This is a genomic window from Microcoleus sp. Z1_A1, from assembly GCF_036700305.1.
Classification (GTDB): Bacteria; Cyanobacteriota; Cyanobacteriia; order Cyanobacteriales; family Microcoleaceae; genus Microcoleus.
The window spans coordinates 74,973-94,257 of sequence record NZ_JAUBOR010000007.1 but is presented as its reverse complement, the minus strand read 5'-3'; the positions used below and the strand labels follow the sequence as shown (position 1 = coordinate 94,257).

14 protein-coding genes are annotated in these 19,285 nt (G+C 46.3%); 9 read left to right on the top strand and 5 right to left on the bottom strand.

The features are described 5' to 3' along the window. Positions 1-7: 7 nt before the first annotated feature. Complete coding sequence (locus tag QT973_RS06600) at positions 8-2,458, bottom strand: glycoside hydrolase family 31 protein (RefSeq protein ID WP_333390968.1); 2,451 nt, start codon at positions 2,456-2,458, stop codon at positions 8-10. 158 nt (positions 2,459-2,616) lie between these two features. On the opposite strand from QT973_RS06600, the gene QT973_RS06595 reads away from it, so the two are divergent. Further along, positions 2,617-3,030 carry an element excision factor XisH family protein gene (locus tag QT973_RS06595; protein ID WP_333102649.1) on the top strand — a complete coding sequence of 138 codons (414 nt, stop codon included), beginning with the start codon at positions 2,617-2,619 and terminating at the stop codon, positions 3,028-3,030. Continuing rightward, positions 3,018-3,353 carry a XisI protein gene (locus tag QT973_RS06590; RefSeq protein WP_333102648.1) on the top strand — a complete coding sequence of 112 codons (336 nt, stop codon included), beginning with the start codon at positions 3,018-3,020 and terminating at the stop codon, positions 3,351-3,353. The genes QT973_RS06595 and QT973_RS06590 overlap by 13 nt, the downstream gene beginning before the upstream one ends. Before the next feature lie 329 nt (positions 3,354-3,682). On the opposite strand, the gene QT973_RS06585 is transcribed toward QT973_RS06590, so the two are convergent. Then, positions 3,683-4,042 carry a group 1 truncated hemoglobin gene (locus QT973_RS06585; RefSeq protein ID WP_333055558.1) on the bottom strand — a complete coding sequence of 120 codons (360 nt, stop codon included), beginning with the start codon at positions 4,040-4,042 and terminating at the stop codon, positions 3,683-3,685. A gap of 183 nt (positions 4,043-4,225) precedes the next feature. Further along, complete coding sequence (locus QT973_RS06580) at positions 4,226-4,447, bottom strand: hypothetical protein (RefSeq protein ID WP_333055557.1); 222 nt, start codon at positions 4,445-4,447, stop codon at positions 4,226-4,228. A 245-nt stretch (positions 4,448-4,692) separates the two neighbouring features. On the opposite strand from QT973_RS06580, the gene QT973_RS06575 reads away from it, so the two are divergent. The 7 genes from QT973_RS06575 to QT973_RS06545 all read left to right on the top strand — a co-directional run bounded on the left by QT973_RS06575 (position 4,693) and on the right by QT973_RS06545 (position 16,775). Beyond that, complete coding sequence (locus tag QT973_RS06575; protein ID WP_333208048.1) at positions 4,693-5,295, top strand: 2OG-Fe(II) oxygenase; 603 nt, start codon at positions 4,693-4,695, stop codon at positions 5,293-5,295. 250 nt (positions 5,296-5,545) lie between these two features. Next, positions 5,546-6,835: an AAA family ATPase gene (locus QT973_RS06570; RefSeq protein ID WP_333055555.1), complete on the top strand. Its 1,290-nt coding sequence runs from the start codon at positions 5,546-5,548 to the stop codon at positions 6,833-6,835. 4 nt (positions 6,836-6,839) lie between these two features. After that, a complete protein-coding gene (locus QT973_RS06565; protein WP_333055554.1) occupies positions 6,840-7,496 on the top strand; it encodes a DUF4276 family protein in 657 nt (218 codons plus the stop codon). 632 nt (positions 7,497-8,128) lie between these two features. After that, the gene (locus tag QT973_RS06560; protein WP_333340286.1) at positions 8,129-9,403 is read left to right on the top strand and encodes an alpha/beta hydrolase; all 1,275 of its coding nucleotides are present in this window, start codon (positions 8,129-8,131) and stop codon (positions 9,401-9,403) included. A 1,000-nt stretch (positions 9,404-10,403) separates the two neighbouring features. Further along, a complete protein-coding gene (locus QT973_RS06555) occupies positions 10,404-12,578 on the top strand; it encodes a glutamine synthetase III (protein ID WP_333055552.1) in 2,175 nt (724 codons plus the stop codon). Positions 12,579-12,830: 252 nt separating this feature from the next. Continuing rightward, positions 12,831-13,901, top strand: coding sequence for a BMP family protein (locus QT973_RS06550; protein ID WP_333055551.1), 1,071 nt, complete (start codon positions 12,831-12,833; stop codon positions 13,899-13,901). A 42-nt stretch (positions 13,902-13,943) separates the two neighbouring features. Beyond that, entirely contained in the window at positions 13,944-16,775 is a 2,832-nt protein-coding gene (locus QT973_RS06545) for a PAS domain S-box protein (RefSeq protein WP_333231104.1), read from the top strand. A gap of 144 nt (positions 16,776-16,919) precedes the next feature. Here the strand turns inward: QT973_RS06545 and QT973_RS06540 are convergent, their stop codons facing one another. Then, the gene (locus tag QT973_RS06540) at positions 16,920-18,290 is read right to left on the bottom strand and encodes a cation:proton antiporter (RefSeq protein ID WP_333055549.1); all 1,371 of its coding nucleotides are present in this window, start codon (positions 18,288-18,290) and stop codon (positions 16,920-16,922) included. A gap of 144 nt (positions 18,291-18,434) precedes the next feature. Next, a complete protein-coding gene (gene hisA / locus QT973_RS06535) occupies positions 18,435-19,208 on the bottom strand; it encodes a 1-(5-phosphoribosyl)-5-[(5-phosphoribosylamino)methylideneamino]imidazole-4-carboxamide isomerase (protein WP_333055548.1) in 774 nt (257 codons plus the stop codon). Positions 19,209-19,285 lie beyond the last annotated feature (77 nt).

Here is a 19,285-nt window from a genome sequence, read left to right as displayed (position 1 = left end):
TATCAAACTATCCAAATGTTAAACGCCGCACCGTTCCGTCATCTGTAAATCGTTGTTCGCCAACGCCAACAACTTCCACAATAACTTCGCGTTCTGATATCAAAAATTGACCCTCGCGCGCGGCAATTTCAACGATGATTTTTTCCCCTTCCAAATACACCTTGTAATTAGTCGTTGCCCAGACACCTTGTTCATGCTCAAAACTGTGTCCGTCATCCTCATAAAGCGTCCATTCACCGCTTCCGGGCCAAATTCGCATTTTTAATGACTCAAGCGGTTCTTCGCTGACAAATTGCCTCACAGGTTCGATCGCCATTATGCCCCCGCCCCGCACGTAAAGCGGCATTCTCTCCAAAGGTGCATAAGCCAAAATGTGCATCGGGCCCTGATAGCATTCACCCGTCCACCAATCGTACCAAGTCCCCTCCGGCAAATACACGGCGCGATGCTCAACTCCCGGCCGGTAAACAGGTGCAGCCATCAGCGACGGGCCGAGTAATACTTGATCGTAAAGGTGATAAGTTGTGCGATCGCGCGGAAAGTGATATAGTAGCGGTCGCAAAATCGGCGTTCCCGTCGTCGCAGCTTCCCAAAACAACGTGTAAATATAAGGCAACAACTGATAGCGCAAATTGATGTATTCGCGGCAAATCTTCTCAGTGCGATCGCCAAAAACCCACGGTTCGTGCTGCGCCGTACTCATCGCCGAATGACCGCGCATCAAGGGATACAGCATCCCCACCTGCATCCACCGCGCGAACATTTCGGCGGTTGCATTCCCCGCAAAACCGCCGATGTCGCAACCGACAAACGCCACGCCGGAAAGCCCCATATTGCAAAGCATTGGTAGCGACATTTCTAAGTGTTCCCACTGCGATTGATTGTCGCCCATCCACACCGACGAGTAACGCTGAACGCCCGCAAAACCCGATCGCGTCAGCACAAAAGATCGCTCGCCAGATCGCACTTTTTGCAACCCCTCAGCACAAGCTTTCGCCATCATTAAACCGTACAAATTGTGGGTTTCCGCGTGAGTTGTGCGATCGGATTCCGGGCCTTGCGGTGCATCCAGGGGAAAGCTGATGTGTTCGCCGCCGTCACCAAAAGGCCGTTCGGCGATCGCAGGTTCGTTCATGTCGTTCCAAATCCCCGCAATCCCAACATCTGTCAGAGTTTTGTGCAATTCGCCCCACCACTGGCGCACCTCCGGCCGCAGGAAGTCGGGAAACACCGCTTTGTCCGGCCAAACGTAACCGTGGAATAGCTTTCCCTCTGCGGTGCGAACGAAATAGTCATTCTCCACACCGCGATCGAATATCTCATAATCTGCTTCCGGTTCGTACTTGACACCGGGATCGACTATCGTGACAACCTTAAAACCCGCTGCTTTCAAGTCTGCGATCAGTTTCGCGGGATCGGGGAAACGCTTCGGGCTCCAGGTAAAAACGCGGTAGCCGCGCATATAGTCGATGTCGAGGTGGATGACATCGCAGGGAATCGCCCGATCGCGAAATTCCTTCGCCAACTCGCGCACAACGTCCTCGGATTCGTAGCTCCAGCGGCATTGGTGGTATCCCAGCGCCCATTTTGGCGGAAGCGGCATCCGGCCGGTTAACTGCGTGTAGGTGGCGAGAATTTGGGCGGGTTCCGGGCCGTAAATAATGTAGTAATCGAGTTCCGGGCCTCTGGTTTCCATCCGCAAAACCCCCGGTTTTTCGGCGCCGATGTCGAATTGACTCCAAAATGTAGTGTTGAAGAAAATGCCGTAAGCGCGATCGGGATTCATGGCGATGTAAAATGCGATCGCCTGGTACATTTCATCGGTGAGGGAATTGTAGTCGAGGGCGTCGGTTGTCCAGTTTGTCTTGACTTCGGAGAGTTTGTCGAGAAAGCCGGTGCGTTCGCCGAAACCGTAGAAGTGTTCGTCTGCTTCGATGCGTTTCCAGCCTGCGGTTGCGCCGGTGCGCCATCCCATACTGGGATCGCAGTCGCTAGCAAAGGGTTTTCCCGATTTGTCGAAGCATTCGATGGAAGTGCGATCGCGCTTTACGGAAATCAATATTTGTGATGTTTCAATTTCTATTTTTTCGTCTGTTTCTCGCACTTCAAATGGTATAATTTCCCACTCTTCGTCAGGGACTGTTATTGAGTGCGATCGGCTTTCTACCCCCCCTAGCCCCCCCTTATTAAGGGGGGGTTGGTCTATAATTTCTTCCTCCCCCTTGTAGGGGCGGTGCCCCCGTGCCCGCCCTAGTTGGGGGGGGTTTGGGGACATTCGCACTCGGATTAAATTCGGTGCGAGGATGCTGATGTTTAGGGAGGAATTGGTACAGTTGAAGTGAATTGTGCGTGAAGCGCAGCTATCCCGTAGGGAATCGGTTTTATCGATCGATTGTACAGAGCCAATAATTGACCAAGGCTGTTCGGTTGTTTGGAGTTTTCCGAAGTATTGCGGCATACACTCTGACTCGAAATATTATCGATTTTGCTATGAGCAGTTAAGGGTTGTCATCTGGCAAAAGGCTGAACTATAGCCAAACTGAGTATTCCCCACCCGTAGCCAGGGTATAATGGGCGACAAGGAGCCGACATTAAGTTGGATGAGGTACTCTGAAGATGGCTAAAGACATTTACCACAATACGGTGAGAACGGCTCTAGAAAATGATGGTTGGACGATTACTAACGATCCCTTAACCTTGAAGATAGGAGGACGCTCGGCTTATATAGATTTGGGTGCACAGAAGTTATTGGCAGCAGAGAAAGAAGGTCAGCGGATTGCAGTGGAGGTGAAAAGCTTTATCGGCCCATCACCCGTACATGATTTGGAGCAGGCGCTAGGTCAATACATCATGTATTCACAAGTTTTGGAGCGGCAGAATTCGGCGCGTTTGTTGTACTTAGCCATTCCAGAAAGCGTGTTTTTAGATTTTTTTTCAGAGGAGCTGCCACAATTAATGGTTGAAATTAATCACTTAAAATTGCTAATTTTTGATGCGAACACAGCGGAGGTTAGAAGATGGATAACTTAGAGTTTTATCGGCAAACGATCGAGACCATTTTAAGAAAGTATGCAGAAATTCCCTATTCTTTTGGAGAAATCGATCAGCACTTAATTGTCGATCGCGATCGCAATCACTTTATGCTGTTTGATGTGGGTTGGCAGCAAAAACGGCGAGTGCATGGATGTATAACTCACGTCCAAATTATTGATGACAAAATTTGGATTCAACGCGATGGCATTGAGGATGGGATTACAAATGAGCTAGTCGAAGCCGGGATTGGGAAAGATCAGATTGTCTTGGGGTTTCAACCGCCCAACGCCCGCCCTCATACGGGATATGCGGTGGCATGAGGTTGCCGGCGATAGAGTTAAAAACCTGTACTTCACCGAAGAAACAATCAGCGTCGCTCTCATGGATGGCCGAACAATTACTGTACTTTACTAAATCTACTTAAGCTGTTACGCATTTAAAATAGTATTGTATGGTGCCACGGGCCGCAGCGTTTTTCTTGCCTAATAAGTGAGCGAGCTGACGAACCCTACAGGCTACTTCCTTCGCCTCGAAAGCGGTTCATTATATCCGGCAAAAAACAAAGTGGAGCTTTCGCTTCACAATTACGAAATCTCCACTTTTATCACTATTCTAGTGGCTGCAAAAACCCAGTTGCATTCACTCGATCTTACTTGTACAAAACAGCCTCTTTCAAAGTCGCGATCTTACCTAGCGCTTCATCGAGATCCTCTTGGGATGCGCCGTGGGCAACTATTGCATCGGTCAAATGCTTCACAATTGCATCAAAGTGTTCAGGCTGTAAATTCAAACCTGCGTGTGCTTTCTCCATTGAACGGCCTGAGTATTGCTTGGTGCCGCCAAGGGCATAGGAGATAAAAGCAGTTTGATGGCGGCGCTGCTTTTCCATGTCTGTATGATCGAAGAAGTGGCTCACTATCTCGTCAGCCAAAACATCGCGGTAAAAATCATCGACTATCTCTTTAATGGCTGGCTCTCCACCCATTTTTTCGTACAATGTTGTTGCCATATCGTTATCGTTTCAGCGAGTTATTTTTTTTCCCTTACTCTTTAATTATAGCTGGCAGCTTGGCTTTTTTCCACTGTGAAATGTTAATTTAATCTGAAATAATTACTGAGTAACTGTTGCGACTGCTGGTATTTCTTAGACCACATTCTCTAATTGTAAACTTTATTAACGTTCTCTCGCCAGTTAGATATTGTCGATCGCCCTCCCAGCAGTTTTACCTAATGCACGGATTGCTGGTTTTAGCAAGATGTTTCCTATACACCAGCAACACGCATCTGTTTTCCAGCTAGCAAACTCAAGAAATCGGTGATAAAACAGAGGCCGGATGCGATCGCGGAAATTGCGATCGCCCCTGCAATTGGACAAGTTAAAATAAATGGGCGATCGGCTTCCCAGCAGCATCATGTATAATTAAACTGCAAATATAATCGAATCACCACAACGATCGCCTGTATACTGATATTCTGCCGTTGCTAGTCGGTTGCGAGACTTCCGGGCGATCGCCCGCAGTTAAGAAAAACCTTTGACTTAAGTACGCGGACACAAATAAACATTATTATCTCATTGCGAGAAACGAAGCAATCCCAAGTCTGAGCGATTGCTACATTTCTATCTGCTGTTTCCTTGAACTTTGATGATTTTTGAGTGCCTTGAAATACTATAGTCAACATCCTAACGCTTTCTCGATCGACTACCTCAACGACTTGCGAGGAGCAATTCTAGCCTCCCCTTATCTAGCAATCAACAACCTCAATCGCGATTTCATTGGCACAAAAGGGTTTTCCGTAGTGTTTCAACGTTCGGAAATCGCCGAAGTAGAACGGCGGTTCCCTTTGTTCAAACCCTATCTAGACCAAGCATTACTGCCTGAATGCAATGCTTTTTACCTCAACCCTTTGTTGCTGGGTGAAGGTTCCCGCGTCGATCCGCATATCGATCGATCTTTGCGATCGTACTGCAAAACAGTTGAACCTCCCGCAGCCGTCAGCGTTTTATACGTGCAAGTACCGCCGAACTTGCAAGGAGGAGAATTGATACTGCGGCGCAACAAACAGCAAGTCGGCCAGATTAAGCCACAAGCCAACTCGCTAATCTATTTTCAAGGAGATTTGACTCACTCTGTCAACGCCGTTAAAAGTACCGGCACTCGTTTGAGTTTGGTTTGCGAACAGTACAGTTTGAGCGAAACTGAACTGCAAGATATTCCAGGATTCACAGTGGAATCTAGGGCCGCAAAAGCAAAAATTAAGTAATGTTTATTCGATCGATCCTGGGAGGGTGATAAATTCAGGACACGCTTAACCAGCCGCTTGCATCAACGGTTCAATCACCGCCAACTTATGTGCTAGGAGATTATCCAGAACAACTACTGCGATCCGAGTGGGTTAAGACCGAGCATTATGGGCGATCGGCTTAAGTAAAATCAAGTATAATGTTAGAGTTACTGAATTGTTATATGGTTAGAGTAACTTATAACATTCCTAATGAAGCAGAGGAACTTAAGTGGCAAAAATAGAAGGATTTAGGGTAATAAATTACCGCTCGCTGCGTGATATTACTATGGGCAAGCTGTGGAATACGCAAAATGCCGAGGAACTAACGCCAATGACAGCCGTTATCGGTAAAAATGGTGTTGGGAAGAGCACGCTTTTTGACACTTTTGGCTTTCTTGCAGACTGCTTAAAAGGGGGAGTCGAAGAAGCCTGTGATGCCCGTGGGCGGGGAGGTTTTGAGAGAATTCGATCGCAAGGACAAAAGGGAAGTGTTGAGTTTCAGATTTACTATAAAGAGGATCGTAACGCTCGACCAATCACCTATGATTTGGCAATAGACCTTGACTCTTCTGAAAGACCGTATGTAAAAAAAGAAAGACTTAGACAACGGAGAAAAAACGAAAAAAAAGGACAACCTTATTCTTTTTTGATTCTGAATGAAGGTAAGGGCTTAGCATGGAAAGGTGAAGAAGGAGGTCAGCTAGTTGATGAAGATCGAGGAGAATTTGATGTAAACAATTTAATAGAAGAAATCCAAATAGGTGAGAGATCAGAAGAAAGTAAAGAAAAGGAAATAGTTGAACTTGACGACAAGCGAAAACTGGGAATTGCTACTTTGGGAGCGCTCAAACAACACCCAAGAATTTCCGCATTTCGTAGATTTATCGAAGGATGGTATCTCAGCTATTTCACACCAGACGCTGCCCGTAGCTTACCTCTGGCTGGGCCACAAAAACATTTGAATATTCATGGAGATAATCTAGGAAATGTGGTTCAATTTATGGAGAGAGAGCATCCTAAGAAATTCCAATCAATTCTGCAAAAAATATCTAGTAAGATTCCAGGCGTGGCAAAGATTAGCACCGCTAAAAGTCCAGACGGTAGACTTCTGCTGCAGTTCAACGATCGAGGTTTTCAAGAACCATTTTATGCTCAACAAATGTCAGACGGAACACTGAAGGTATTTGCCTATCTCCTTCTTTTAGAAGACCCCTCACCACCGCCATTTTTGTGCATAGAAGAACCCGAAAACGGACTTTACCATAAGCTTTTAGAAACTCTAGTCCGAGAATTTCGAGAACACGCTACAGCTCGAAAAAGATCGCAAGTATTTGTTACAACACATCAACCCTATTTTGTAGATGCTCTTAACCCTGAAGAGGTTTGGGTACTTGAAAAGGGCGAGGATGGTTTTTCTACAATCAGACGAGCTAGCCAAGACCCTCTCATTAATAACCTTGTTTCTGAAGGATTGCCCCTTGGCGGACTTTGGTACAGCGATTATCTAGATAAAAGGTGAATAAATGCACTTTGAGATACTTGTCGAGGATATTTCTGGAAAAACGGCTCTTGAAATTCTTATCCCAAAGATTATTAGCACCGAACACACATTTAAGATCAGTTCTTACAAAGGACTTGGGCATAAGGTTCCTAAAGATATAAACTCTACTTCTGATGCAAAAAAACGAATTTTGCTCGACCTACTTCCGAAAATTGTTCAAGGATGGGGTAAAACATTATCTGACTGTCCTGATTACTCTTTTGTCCTCATTGTAATTTGCGATCTAGATAACCGATGCCTCAGTACGTTTCGCAAAGAACTACTAGATATTGTAGATAAGTGTAATCCTCCGCCAAAGACGCAATTTTGCATAGCAATTGAAGAAGGAGAAGCATGGTATCTAGGCGATTTAGCAGCAGTTAAGGCAGCTTATCCGAGAGCAAAAGAAGCAGTCCTAAATTCTTACACCAATGATAGTATCTGTGGTACATGGGAGAAGTTAGCTGAGGCGGTGTTTTCCGGTGGTGTACAAAACTTATCTCAACAAGGTGGGCAAGCAATTGGTTTAGAGAAGACAAACTGGGCTAACAATATTCCTCCCCACATGGACGTAGATAAGAATTTGTCACCAAGCTTCTGTTATTTTCGAGATAAACTTCGAGGCTTAACGAGTCAGTAAAGAAACCGGGTTTTTTTATTGGGAATCGCCTAGCGCCACGAAGAAGTAGACTCGTAAAAAAACCCGGTTTCTCGACACCCGTGCCTAAGTCCTGTCTAAATACCAAAATTGGAATAATAGCCAAACTTTTGATGAGTAATATCATGTCCGGTCGATTCCCTCCGCTTCGCTTCGCCCGAAATCAGGTAGGGGCGGGTTCACCAACAATATCTGCTAATAATTGACAATCTCAAAAACCCGCCCGGCCGGGATATTATGGTCAATCGATCGGACATGATATAACAGCCCATAAAGCTAGTTTAGCGGGACAACCTCAGCTTAACATTCCCAGAAACAGCGAACAACCCCAAAGAAGAAAATAGAACGATGCAAAGCATTTTCGCTCGCCGCAGGATGTCGGAGTCAATGAAGCTGCTGGTTTGGTAATGCCAGAGGCGATCGACTTATATCATGTCCGATCAATTAACTCTAATATCCCGGTCGGGGCGGGTTTTTGAGATGGTCAATTATTGGCCGGTATTGTTGGTGAACCCGCCCCTACAAAAATCGCGGTCGCTCGACCGGACATGATATTACCAATAAAAACCACCAGATTAATTTAAACTGATTAAAAGTTAGGCTGCGAAAATCCGATGATCCACAAGAATAACCGCAAAAAGTTACCCTTATTAGCAGCATTCTTAGTCACGCCATTTATTTCTTGGTTCCTGAGTACGATCGCCCTATTTCTCAGTCTCTGGATCATCGTACCAGCACCCACGATGTTCCTGTACCCTTTGGCGGTGGGAGCACCAGAAATCAGTCCTTGGTTGGTTGGTATCAATACGATCGCCCTTTTGCTGAACCTGCTCAGACGGCATCAAGGCAAAGTCTACATTATTTTACTCATTTGTAACCTGTTCGCCCTCATCCTGGGCCTGCTTCCCCTGATTCAGTTCCCAGCAGCCAATACAGCGATAGCTACCCAAATGCAAGCAGTTTTAGGGGAAAACTATTTAGCAGCCCTTCCTCAAGCCCATCGCGCGCAGCTACGCCCTCAACCGTTTATCCTCGCAGATGCCTTCCGAGGAATTCCCATCAGAGAGGTTAGGATCGATCGGGCTATTGGATTTGCCAAACCTGACGGAGTTTCACTACAATTAAACCTTTACCGGCCGATGCAAATTGGCAAATATCCGGCGATTATCACACTCTACGGGGGAGCTTGGCAAAGAGGCAATCCCGATTCCAATGAGGAATTCAGCCGTTATATGGCCGCCCAAGGCTATTGTGTGGTTGCAATTGCTTACCGCCACGCTCCCAAGTATCGATTTCCTGCTCAGCTTGAGGACGTACAAGCCGCTCTTTCCTATATCAAAACTCATGCTGCTGATTGGGACATCGATCTCGATCGCATTGCTCTGATGGGAAGGTCTGCAGGTGCCCATTTAGCAATGCTAACTGCTTATAATTCTAGTGTGCTTCCAGTTCGAGCCGTGGTCAACTATTACGGGCCAAATGACCTGATCCGGGGATACAATGACCCACCTTTTCCTGATGCCATAAATGTTCGAGCCGTCTTGCGTGCCTTTCTGGGAGGAACGCCAGACGAACTCAACGAGCTTTACCGTCGGGCTTCTCCCATCAATTATATTAAACCGAATCTTCCCCCTTCTCTACTGGTTTATGCAGGTCGCGACCATATCGTTCAGCCCAAGTTTGGTCGATCGCTCTACCAACGATTGCGAGCCACGGGCGATTCCCTACGGGATAGCTTCGCTTCACCGGCTATTTTGCTCGAAATTCCTTGGGCTGAACACGCTTTTGATGCAGTTTTTAATGGGCCGAGCAATCAATTAGCTTTGTACTACACAGAACGCTTTTTGGCTCATACTCTGAAGTCTTCTGATTACCAACCAGTTAAATAAAAACTATCAACTTACTCATTTATGCTCAATAAACTGCGGCTATAACAGTTTAATAAGTTCCCAAATCTCGTAAAGATTTCTACGGCAAATTGTCGCACCAACTTTTAGAAGAGTTGCCAGACTTTATTTATCATATAGCAGTTCTTAAGAAAGTGAGGTATGCCCTATGCCCTATGCCCTATGCCCTATGCCCTATGCCCTATGTCCTATGCCCTATGCCCTATGCCCTATGCCCTATGCGAGTACGATCGCCCTTAGTTTGAGCGCCCCGCGTCCTGTTAAACTGAAATCCTGCGGTTGTGTGCGCTTGGTGCGATCGACCTTTCTGAAAAAAACCTAAAATTCTGTAGCCTACAATACATTTATTTGGTTAATGATTGTTTAAACTCTCCAAGTGTAGATTGTGTACTCTCCATAATTCTCCAAAACTCCTAAACGAGTGCGTTGTTTGCTGGACTGCGATTTATCGATCGTCGAACCGTTAAAAACCATAAGTAGTTTTGACCTGAATTCATCGGAATTGATTCGCACAAAATTTTTGAGCTGACCAGGGTAAAGATTAATTACTAAATTTGTGCAGTGCAGACATCTATAATGTTGACTCAAGTTTGTACAGGCTCTTGCCATCTATCTTCTTGCTAATAACCGAAATCCAACCGCATCTCACACTGGATTCTCACGCCCGGTGGACGGCGAAGTGATTGCGCCTCGCTCATCCAATCTTGTAGAGCCTGCCAAAAAAGGCATTCTCGCAAAAGTTAGCTTTGACAAAAAATGTTGGGTAAATCTCATATGTTGCACCATTCTCAATTAGCCTTTTATGAACAGGCTGGACGGCCTGTGAAGCGAGAAAATTGATCTCTTGTGGAACGGGCATCTTGCCCGTTATTGAGAATGGTGCAAAATCTTAGGTAAATCCAACATATTCGTCAATCGTTAGACTTTTGCTAACATCTATTTTTTCTCAACTACTCGTCCCGCAATACCAATAAAAATAACCATGAGTGGAAACGAATCGCGCGTTCAAGCAATTTCTCAAATCGTCAACCGCAAACTGATGCCTAGTCGGCCTCCCAAGCGGCTAGAAGATATGTGGGCAACAGACGTTTTTACTCTGAGCAAGATGCAAGAAAGTCTGCCCAAAAGCATTTTCAAATCAGTAAAAAACACCGTTCAAACCGGCCAAAAACTCGATGCTTCCGTAGCTGATGTAGTTGCAGTAGCAATGAAAGATTGGGCTATTTCCAAAGGCGCCCTCTACTACGCCCACGTATTCTACCCGCTAACCAACGGCACCGCCGAAAAACACGACGGTTTCATCTCAGTGCAAGGCGACGGTTCCGTCATCTCAGAATTTGCAGGGAAAGTTCTCGTACAAGGCGAACCCGATGGTTCCTCATTCCCCAACGGCGGCATCCGTTCCACCGCCGCCGCTCGCGGATATACAGCCTGGGATGTCACCAGCCCTGCTTATGTCATGGAAACAGACAACGGCATGACATTGTGCATTCCTACTGTTTTCATCTCCTGGACAGGTGAAGCCTTAGACAAGAAAACGCCGCTTTTGCGTTCCATTGCCGCCATGAACAAAGCAGCAACTCGAGTGTTAAAGCTATTAGGCAATACCGAAGTTGCTCCGGTAAATTCCAGTTGCGGTTCCGAACAAGAATACTTCCTGGTAGATGCCAATTTCACCAACAACCGCCCCGATTTACTGCTAGCAGGTCGCACCCTGTTTGGCAAACCTCCTGCCAAAGGTCAGCAATTTGACGACCACTATTTTGGAGCGATTCCAGAGCGCGTTCAAGTCTTCATGCAGGAAGTAGAAGAAAGAATGTACCGGCTGGGAATTCCTGCCAAAACCCGCCACAACGAAGTAGCTCCCGGTCAGTTTGAAATTGCACCAGTTTTTGAAGCTGCAAACGTCGCCAGCGACCACCAACAATTAACCATGACAATTCTCCGCAACACTGCGAAGAAACACGGTTTTATGTGTTTGCTGCACGAGAAGCCTTTCGCCGGCATTAACGGTTCCGGCAAACACGTCAACTGGTCGGTAGGGAATGCCACCCAAGGCAACTTATTAGACCCAGGCGATACACCGCACTCGAACATACAATTTTTAGTGTTCTGCGGCGCTGTGATTCGCGGAGTTCACAAATACGGGCCGCTATTGCGCGCGGTAGTTGCTACTGCCAGCAACGACCACCGATTGGGTGCAAATGAGGCTCCACCAGCAATTATCTCTGTCTATTTGGGTTCGCAATTAGAAGATATCTTCGGGCAAATTAGCCGGGGAGAAGTTAAGGACTCTAAAGGTCGGGGAATTATGAACTTAGGTGTAGAAACATTGCCTACTTTCATGAAGGATGCTGGAGACAGAAACCGGACTTCGCCCTTTGCTTTTACTGGAAACCGGTTTGAATTCCGGGCCGTAGGTTCCGGTCAGTCTGTTTCCGGGCCGCTGGTGGCGATGAATACAATTCTTGCAGATTCTTTGGACTGGATTGCTAACAAATTAGAAAGCGATTTGGCTAAGGGAACTGAACTGAATGCTGCCATCCAAACCATTCTCAAAGAAGTGATGGACGAGCACGGTGCGGTTGTATTTGGTGGCGACGGCTATTCCGAAGAATGGCACAAAATGGCCGTTGAGGAACGGGGTTTAGCTAACTTGCGGACTACGGCAGATGCTTTACCCGTGTTGAAGGAAGGATACATTGAAGACTTGTTTGAAAAGACAGGTGTTCTGACTCCAGTTGAATTGGAAAGCCGTTACGATGTTTATGCTGAGCAGTATTTGCTGGCAATTGAAGTCGAAGCAAAACTGGTAATCAGCATGGCAAAAACCATTGTTTACCCCGCAGCTTTGAGGTATTTAGCTGAACTTTCCGGCACGATTTCTAAATTGAAAGAGATTGGAATTGAAATGGAAAAGGAAAGTGCCGAAAAAGTAGCGGTGCTAGTTAAGTCCATGATGGATACTACGAGCAAATTGAGCGCGGCTTTGAGCAAGCACGATTTTGCTTCGACAGAAGACCATATGCAATATGCTTCGCAAACAATTCGTCCTTTGATGGATGAGGTTCGCCAGTATGCGGATGCCCTGGAAGGTGAAGTGGCTGATGATTTGTGGCCTCTGCCTACTTATCAAGAAATGCTGTTTGTTAAGTAAGAGCAAACAAATTCGGTTAATTGCAGGTTAGAGTTGTAAGGACACGGCAGTGCCGTGTCCTTACTTGTTTTTGAGCTTAAATGAGTGTTAAACTGTTGCAGCATTTAAATTGTATGTCAAAAAAAAATAAAGTCTTGTGGGGAGTAGGGGCCCTAGCGTCCTGCCCGCCCTGAATATACAATTTAAAGGCGGGACAGCTTACGCTGAATCTGTCAGAGTCATTAAATCCCAGCTACAGTAAGAGTTTTGAAGATGGTTGAGATAGCCTTCAACAAATTTATCGGCGTAGAAAAAGTAACCTTGCTGCGAAAAGCTATTATGCTGATTCAATCTCTCTTGAAACACATGACTCTGGCGGCTCTAGCTCTGGTTTTTGCGATCAGTTGCAGTCGATCGACTCCGAACCTAGACTCTGCCCCTGAAGCCAGCACCTCTAGCAGCTTTAGAGTGGCCATGCTCACCACAGGCGCCAAAGACAACCAAAGTTGGGATCAAGCTTGCTTTGAAGGATTGAATCTAATCAAAAATAAATTTAATGCTGAGGTAGACATTACTGACAGTATTGACGGTGAAAATAGTGAACCTATCATTCGCAAATATGCCCAGTCCGGCTATGACCTGATAATTGCCGCCAGTGGTGCCTATTCCACAACTGCCGAAAAGCTCGCTAAAGAATTTCCACGCACGAAATTTGCCCTGATTACAACGCATCCAGGGAATAACAGAAATTTAGGGGCTGTTGCTTTTCGATCGGGTGAGGTGGGATACCTCACAGGCGCTTTGGCTGCGATGAAGACCAAAAGCAATAAAGTTGGCTATATTGTGGGTGAACCTTATCCCGTTTACCAAGAAGAAGAAGCATTGTTTAGGCGGGGAGTGAAAGCCACGAATCCCTCTGTTCAAGCCTCGACTGCTTTTCTCGATTCTTGGGTTGATACGGAAAAAGCCACCAAAATTGCCACGGATATGGTTGCCTCTGGAGTAGATGTTTTGACTTTCAACGCGGGTGAGGCAGGGTTAGCCGCCCTAATAGCCGTTTCGCAAAAGCCAGGAGTCTTTGTGATTGGTAGGACAAAGGATCAGTATGAAGTGGCTCCCGGCAAAGTCCTCACTAGCGTTCTGCAGGACATTCCCAATCTGGTGCTAAATGTGGCAGTGTTAACCCAGCAAGGTCGCTGGGAAGGAAAACTTTACAAGTTTGGGCTCAAGGAAAAGATCTACGACTTTGCCCCTTTCCGTGGTAGTCTCACGTCTCAGGAAGAGGACACTTTCAAGACCATCCGAGAAGCTGTGACGACTGGCCAAATTGATGTGTCTCCTTAGTGCGCGCATTAATTGATTTACCAATATTGATCCTTAAGTCCGATGCAAAATCAACGCAACGATCGCGCTCTGCCGATTGCCAAAAGCTCCCCTTCACATCTCTGGCAACGCTTCTTTTCTATTGCACATCAGCTCCGCTATGGTTTGATATTTTTGGTTCTCCTGAGCTTACTGCCCACAGGTGGCTTGCTGATCTACCTCAGCTTTCAGGCCCAGATCCAGCAATCGCGATCGCTCCAACAAGCGCGTAGCCAGACAGCAGGAGGGCAGATTGATAATTATCTAGATGACTTGAAACGAAAACTGAGCTATTTAGCTAGGGTCAAAGGACTCACCAACTTTCAATCTCAAGTGCAGCAGAGCCTGTTGGAAGGGTTGATTCGTCATAATGATGCTTATGAAGCCGTTGCCATTTTGAATAGGAAGGGACAATTTGTTGCGTCAGTTTCACCCTATAAACCGCTTCAATTAGAAAATCCAGCCAATTCGCCACTGTTTATTCGTGCCTTCAAACAGCAGGAAGATTATGTCAGTCCTGTAGAAATTAATCCTCAAACCAACCAACTAACAACAATTATGGCGGTTCCGATTCGGAATGATCGAGATGAGGTGGATGGGGTGCTATTAGCAGAGATAAATCTCAACTTTCTCTGGTTTATTGTTTCCCAAACGGAGGTTGGCAAGACGGGTTATGTCTATGTAGTTGATGAGCGTAATTTTCTCATTGCTCAAAAGGGTAGTAAGCCAGAAACGTTTCAGCTTCAAGATATTTCTAAGCGTCCCTTTTTTCAATTTTTGAAAGCATCGGAAGATACTAAGCACCTTAATGTTTATCTGGGTCTAAAGCAGGTAGAAGTATTGGGAGCCAGTACCTTAGTTCGGAGCGTGAATTGGACGGTGGTTGTAGAACTGCCAACGGCTGAGGCCTATGCTCCCGTTTACCAAATGCTCTCAATTATGGGAGGCTCATTGACGCTGGTGACGATCGTCGCTGTTGGCATTGGGTATCTATTTATTCGGCAAATTGTGGTGCCGCTACAGCGCTTAACCACGGCAGCTACTGAACTCAGTGCGGGGGAATTAGAGACGCGGGTCAACATCGACAGCCAAAACGAATTGGGGACATTGGCGATCGCCTTTAACAATATGGCAACTCAGTTAGAGGAACTGATTACAGCAGTTGAAGTGGAACGCAATTTTGTTTCAGCCATTCTTGAAATTGCAGGTGCCCTGGTAGTTGTGCTCGACCCGCAGGGACAAATCGTTCGCTTTAACCGAGCTTGCGAACAAATGACTCATTACTCGTTTAGTGAAGTGAAGGGGCGCTACTTTTGGGACTTGTTCCCGAACTCAGACTTAGCTAGACAAGCCAAAACTACTTTTGAGTCTTTAAAAGCTGGTAATTTTCCGCTGCAGTATGAAGGCAGTTGGGTGAGTAAAGATCAACAACTTAGACTTATTGCCTGGTCAGATACTGCTTTAGTCGATGATCGAGGTGAAATTGAGTACATCATCAAAACAGGGATTGACATTACTCAACGGAAACAGGCAGAAGAAGAACTCAAAGCGTCGGAGCAGCGGCTATCTTTTTTATTCTGCCAAACTTCACTGGCAGTTGTGGAATGGGATTTAAACTTAAAAATCACTGCCTGGAATCCAGCGGCCGAGAAGATTTTTGGTTACACGGCGAAAGAGGCGATCGGACACCATCCCCCAGAATTAATTGTGCCTGCGCCGACCAGAAAGACTGTCGATCGAGTTATGAACGAGCTGTTGATTGAGACCGGAGGACGCTACAGCGTCAACGAAAATCTTACGAAAGACGGCAAAACCATTATTTGCGAATGGTTCAATACGCCTTTAGTAGGGGATGGTGGAGAGATTCTTGGAGTTGCATCCTTGGCACTGGATGTTACTGAGCGCAAGCAAGCCGAAGCTGCGTTAAGGCAAGCAAAAGAGGAAGCTGAGGTTGCACTCAAAACCTTACAGCAAACTCAGGCACAGCTTATTCAGGCAGAGAAAATGTCTGGTTTGGGGCAACTTGTTGCTGGTGTTGCTCACGAAATTAATAATCCAGTCAACTTTATCTATGGCAACCTGAGCCATACTGCGGACTATACGCAAAATTTACTAAAGTTGATTCAGCTTTACCAGCAAACCTATCCAACTAATACCGAAATTCAGGAAAAAATTGAAGAGTTCGAGCTGGACTTCATTAGTGAAGATTTACCCAAAATCCTGACTTCAATGAAGGTAGGAGCCGATCGCATTCGTGAAATTGTCCTGTCGCTACGAAACTTCTCGCGGCTGGATGAGGCAGAAATGAAGCCAGTTGATATCCACGAGGGAATTGACAGCACATTGATGATTTTGCAAAATCGACTGAAGGCGAAACCGGATCATCCTGCTATTGAAATTGTTAAAGATTACGGCGACTTACCTCTGGTAGAGTGCTATGCCGGACAGTTGAACCAGGTCTTTATGAATCTTCTGGCAAATGCGATCGATGCTTTAGAAAACTACGACAATCAGCGTTCTCGAAAAGACATCCAAACAAATCCCAGTCGCATCACTATTCGGACGAAGCTAGTCACAAAGGAAACTGGGCCCAATTGTTCTAAAAACGTGGTGATTCAAGTTCAAGACAATGGGCCAGGGATGACGGAAACTGTTAGACAACAGGTGTTCAATCCCTTTTTTACCACCCAACCAATTGGTAAAGGAACTGGATTAGGACTATCCATCAGCTATCAAATTGTAGTTGATAAGCATGGTGGCTTACTCCAGTGTTTCTCTCAACCCCATCAAGGAGCAGAGTTCCGCATTGAAATTCCTGTGTTACAAAGCGGTGCTGTAGCACTCGTGGGTAAATAACTGCGATCGCATTCTCTGAAGTGGTTGTCACCCCGTCTGAACCAGGAGGCGAATGAGTAGCAAGGGAGACGATCGCCGCCAAGTGATTCAATACCAGCAGATCGCCCCCAACCACCTCAAAACCGACTTAATATCACCCGGTAATCAAACGATTTTCTCGCTAGAAAGTTCGCCACTAGCAGGAGGCTCTACTGTATCGCCAAAGGCAACCCGCAGAAAAGGCGGCGCTAAAAATGTCGTCAGAATCACCATGATAATAATCGAGACTTCTAACGGTTTATCCAAAATCCCACTCGCGGAACCGATGCCAGCAAAAACTAACCCGACTTCGCCCCGAGGAATCATCCCCACTCCGATCGCCAATCGATTGATTCCCGGCAGACCAAACACCACCCAACCAGTAATCAGCTTGCCCAAAATCGCAACCACAATCAAAAATACGGCAATCAAAAGGCCAGCCCGATTATCCGGCACTGTTGGGTTCAAAACCCCCAAATCCGCGCGAGCTCCCACGGTTACAAAAAAGATGGGAACCAGCAAATCCGCGATCGGCTTCACCAGTTCATCCAACTCGTTGCGGGCATCGCTTTCATCCAACACCAAACCAGCCGCAAACGCACCCAAAATCGCTTCGAGATGAATTGCGTTGCCCAGAAAAGCCATGAAGAAAGCAAAGACAAATGCCGGGATGACTATATTGCCGCGAGTTTTGAGTTTCTCCACCACCGCAGTGAAGCTTTTGTTGAAGATGCCGCCCAACAGAATAGAACCCAACAGAAACGCAGTTGCACTGACAATCAAATAGATGACATTAACAACATCAATTTCACCGGTTTTGGCTAAACTGGCGACAACAGCCAGGACAATAATTCCTAGCACATCATCAATCACCGCTGCACCAACAATGATTTGACCTTCTTTAGATTTGAGTTGTCCTAATTCCGACAAAACTTTGGAGGTAATTCCGATGCTGGTTGCCGTCAAAGCAGCCCCCGCAAAAATCGCCGGAATCGCCGCCGTGTGGAAAATTATCATCAAGCCCGCAGTACCAGCGGCAAAGGGAACTGCCACGCCGGCACAGGCGACAACGACGGCTTGAACCCCCACTTCTTTGAGTTGTCTGATATCCGACTCTAAGCCAATTTCAAACAGCAGAATAATCACGCCTATTTCAGCCAGCACTGAAATGACTTCACTCTGCGATTCAAACACACTGGTGAGGGCGGCAGGAGACAGATGATTAATCGATTGCACAACTGTCATAATCCCTGAGTCTGAGGCTGACAGCCCTGCTTCGGGAAAAATGACCAGGTGTAAAGCAGATACGCCAACAATTACCCCTGCTACAAGTTCACCCAAAACCGGTGGCAAATCGAACTTTTTAGCCGCTTCCGCGCCTAATTTACTGGCGAGATAAATCACTACCAAACTGAGCAAAACTCCGCTCAGAACGATCGGCGAATTTTCGGCTTCGACTGTTGCTAACAAAGGTATGGGAGCAACTAGGGATGCCATACCAGAACTTAAAGCTGTAATTGTATGGTTCAAAAACATGGTTACGATGATGGTAAGAAATACGATTCTACGCTGACTGTTGACTGTGAGTCGGAAAATTGATAACTGTTACATATTGGGTAGCCAGTTAACTCGACATGATTATCAAGCAAAGCTTGAAGAACCCAAATCTGGGGGTACATCCTGCCACCGCCCTTGTCCGACTGCTTGAATTGCTTCTTTTAGCAAGATATCGCCGGTATAAATTGCCCTACCGACGATCGCACTTTTGACACCAATTGGTTCCAAAGCCAGCAAACTCAATAAATCGGCGATCGAACTAACGCCACCGGAAGCAATCACCGGAATCGAAATAGCGTTAGCAATTTCGCGTAAAGAGTCCAAATTCGGCCCTTCCATAGTACCGTCACGGTGAATGTCGGTGTAAATAATTTCAGCCGCCCCTAACTCGGCCATTTTTTGCGCCAATTCTGTCGCTAAAACTTCCGAAGTTTCTAGCCAGCCTCTAGTAGCAACTTTACCATTTCTGGCGTCGATGCCAACCAGAATTCGATCGGGAAATTCGGCGGACAATTCGCCGACTAATTGGGGTTGTTCGACGGCGACAGTGCCGAGAATGACGCGGCGGACGCCTAAATTGAGGATACCAGCAACCGAGGCGCGATCGCGCATTCCGCCACCTACTTGACAAGGAACGTCTACTGATCGGACGATCGCTTCAATGGCTGCTTGGTTGACTGGATGACCGGCTTTAGCGCCGTCGAGGTCTACTAAATGCAGCATTGTCGCGCCTTCACTTACCCACTGTCTCGCGACTTCGACGGGGTTGTCGTTAAAAGTTTGAGACTTCGCGTAGTCTCCCTGATACAATCTGACGCATTTTCCATCCAATAAGTCGATCGCTGGAATTACATTCATGATTTTTGCTCAAATTGCTAATTATACCAGTTAAAAAACACAATGCAACTTTAACATCCCACCCATACATAATCATT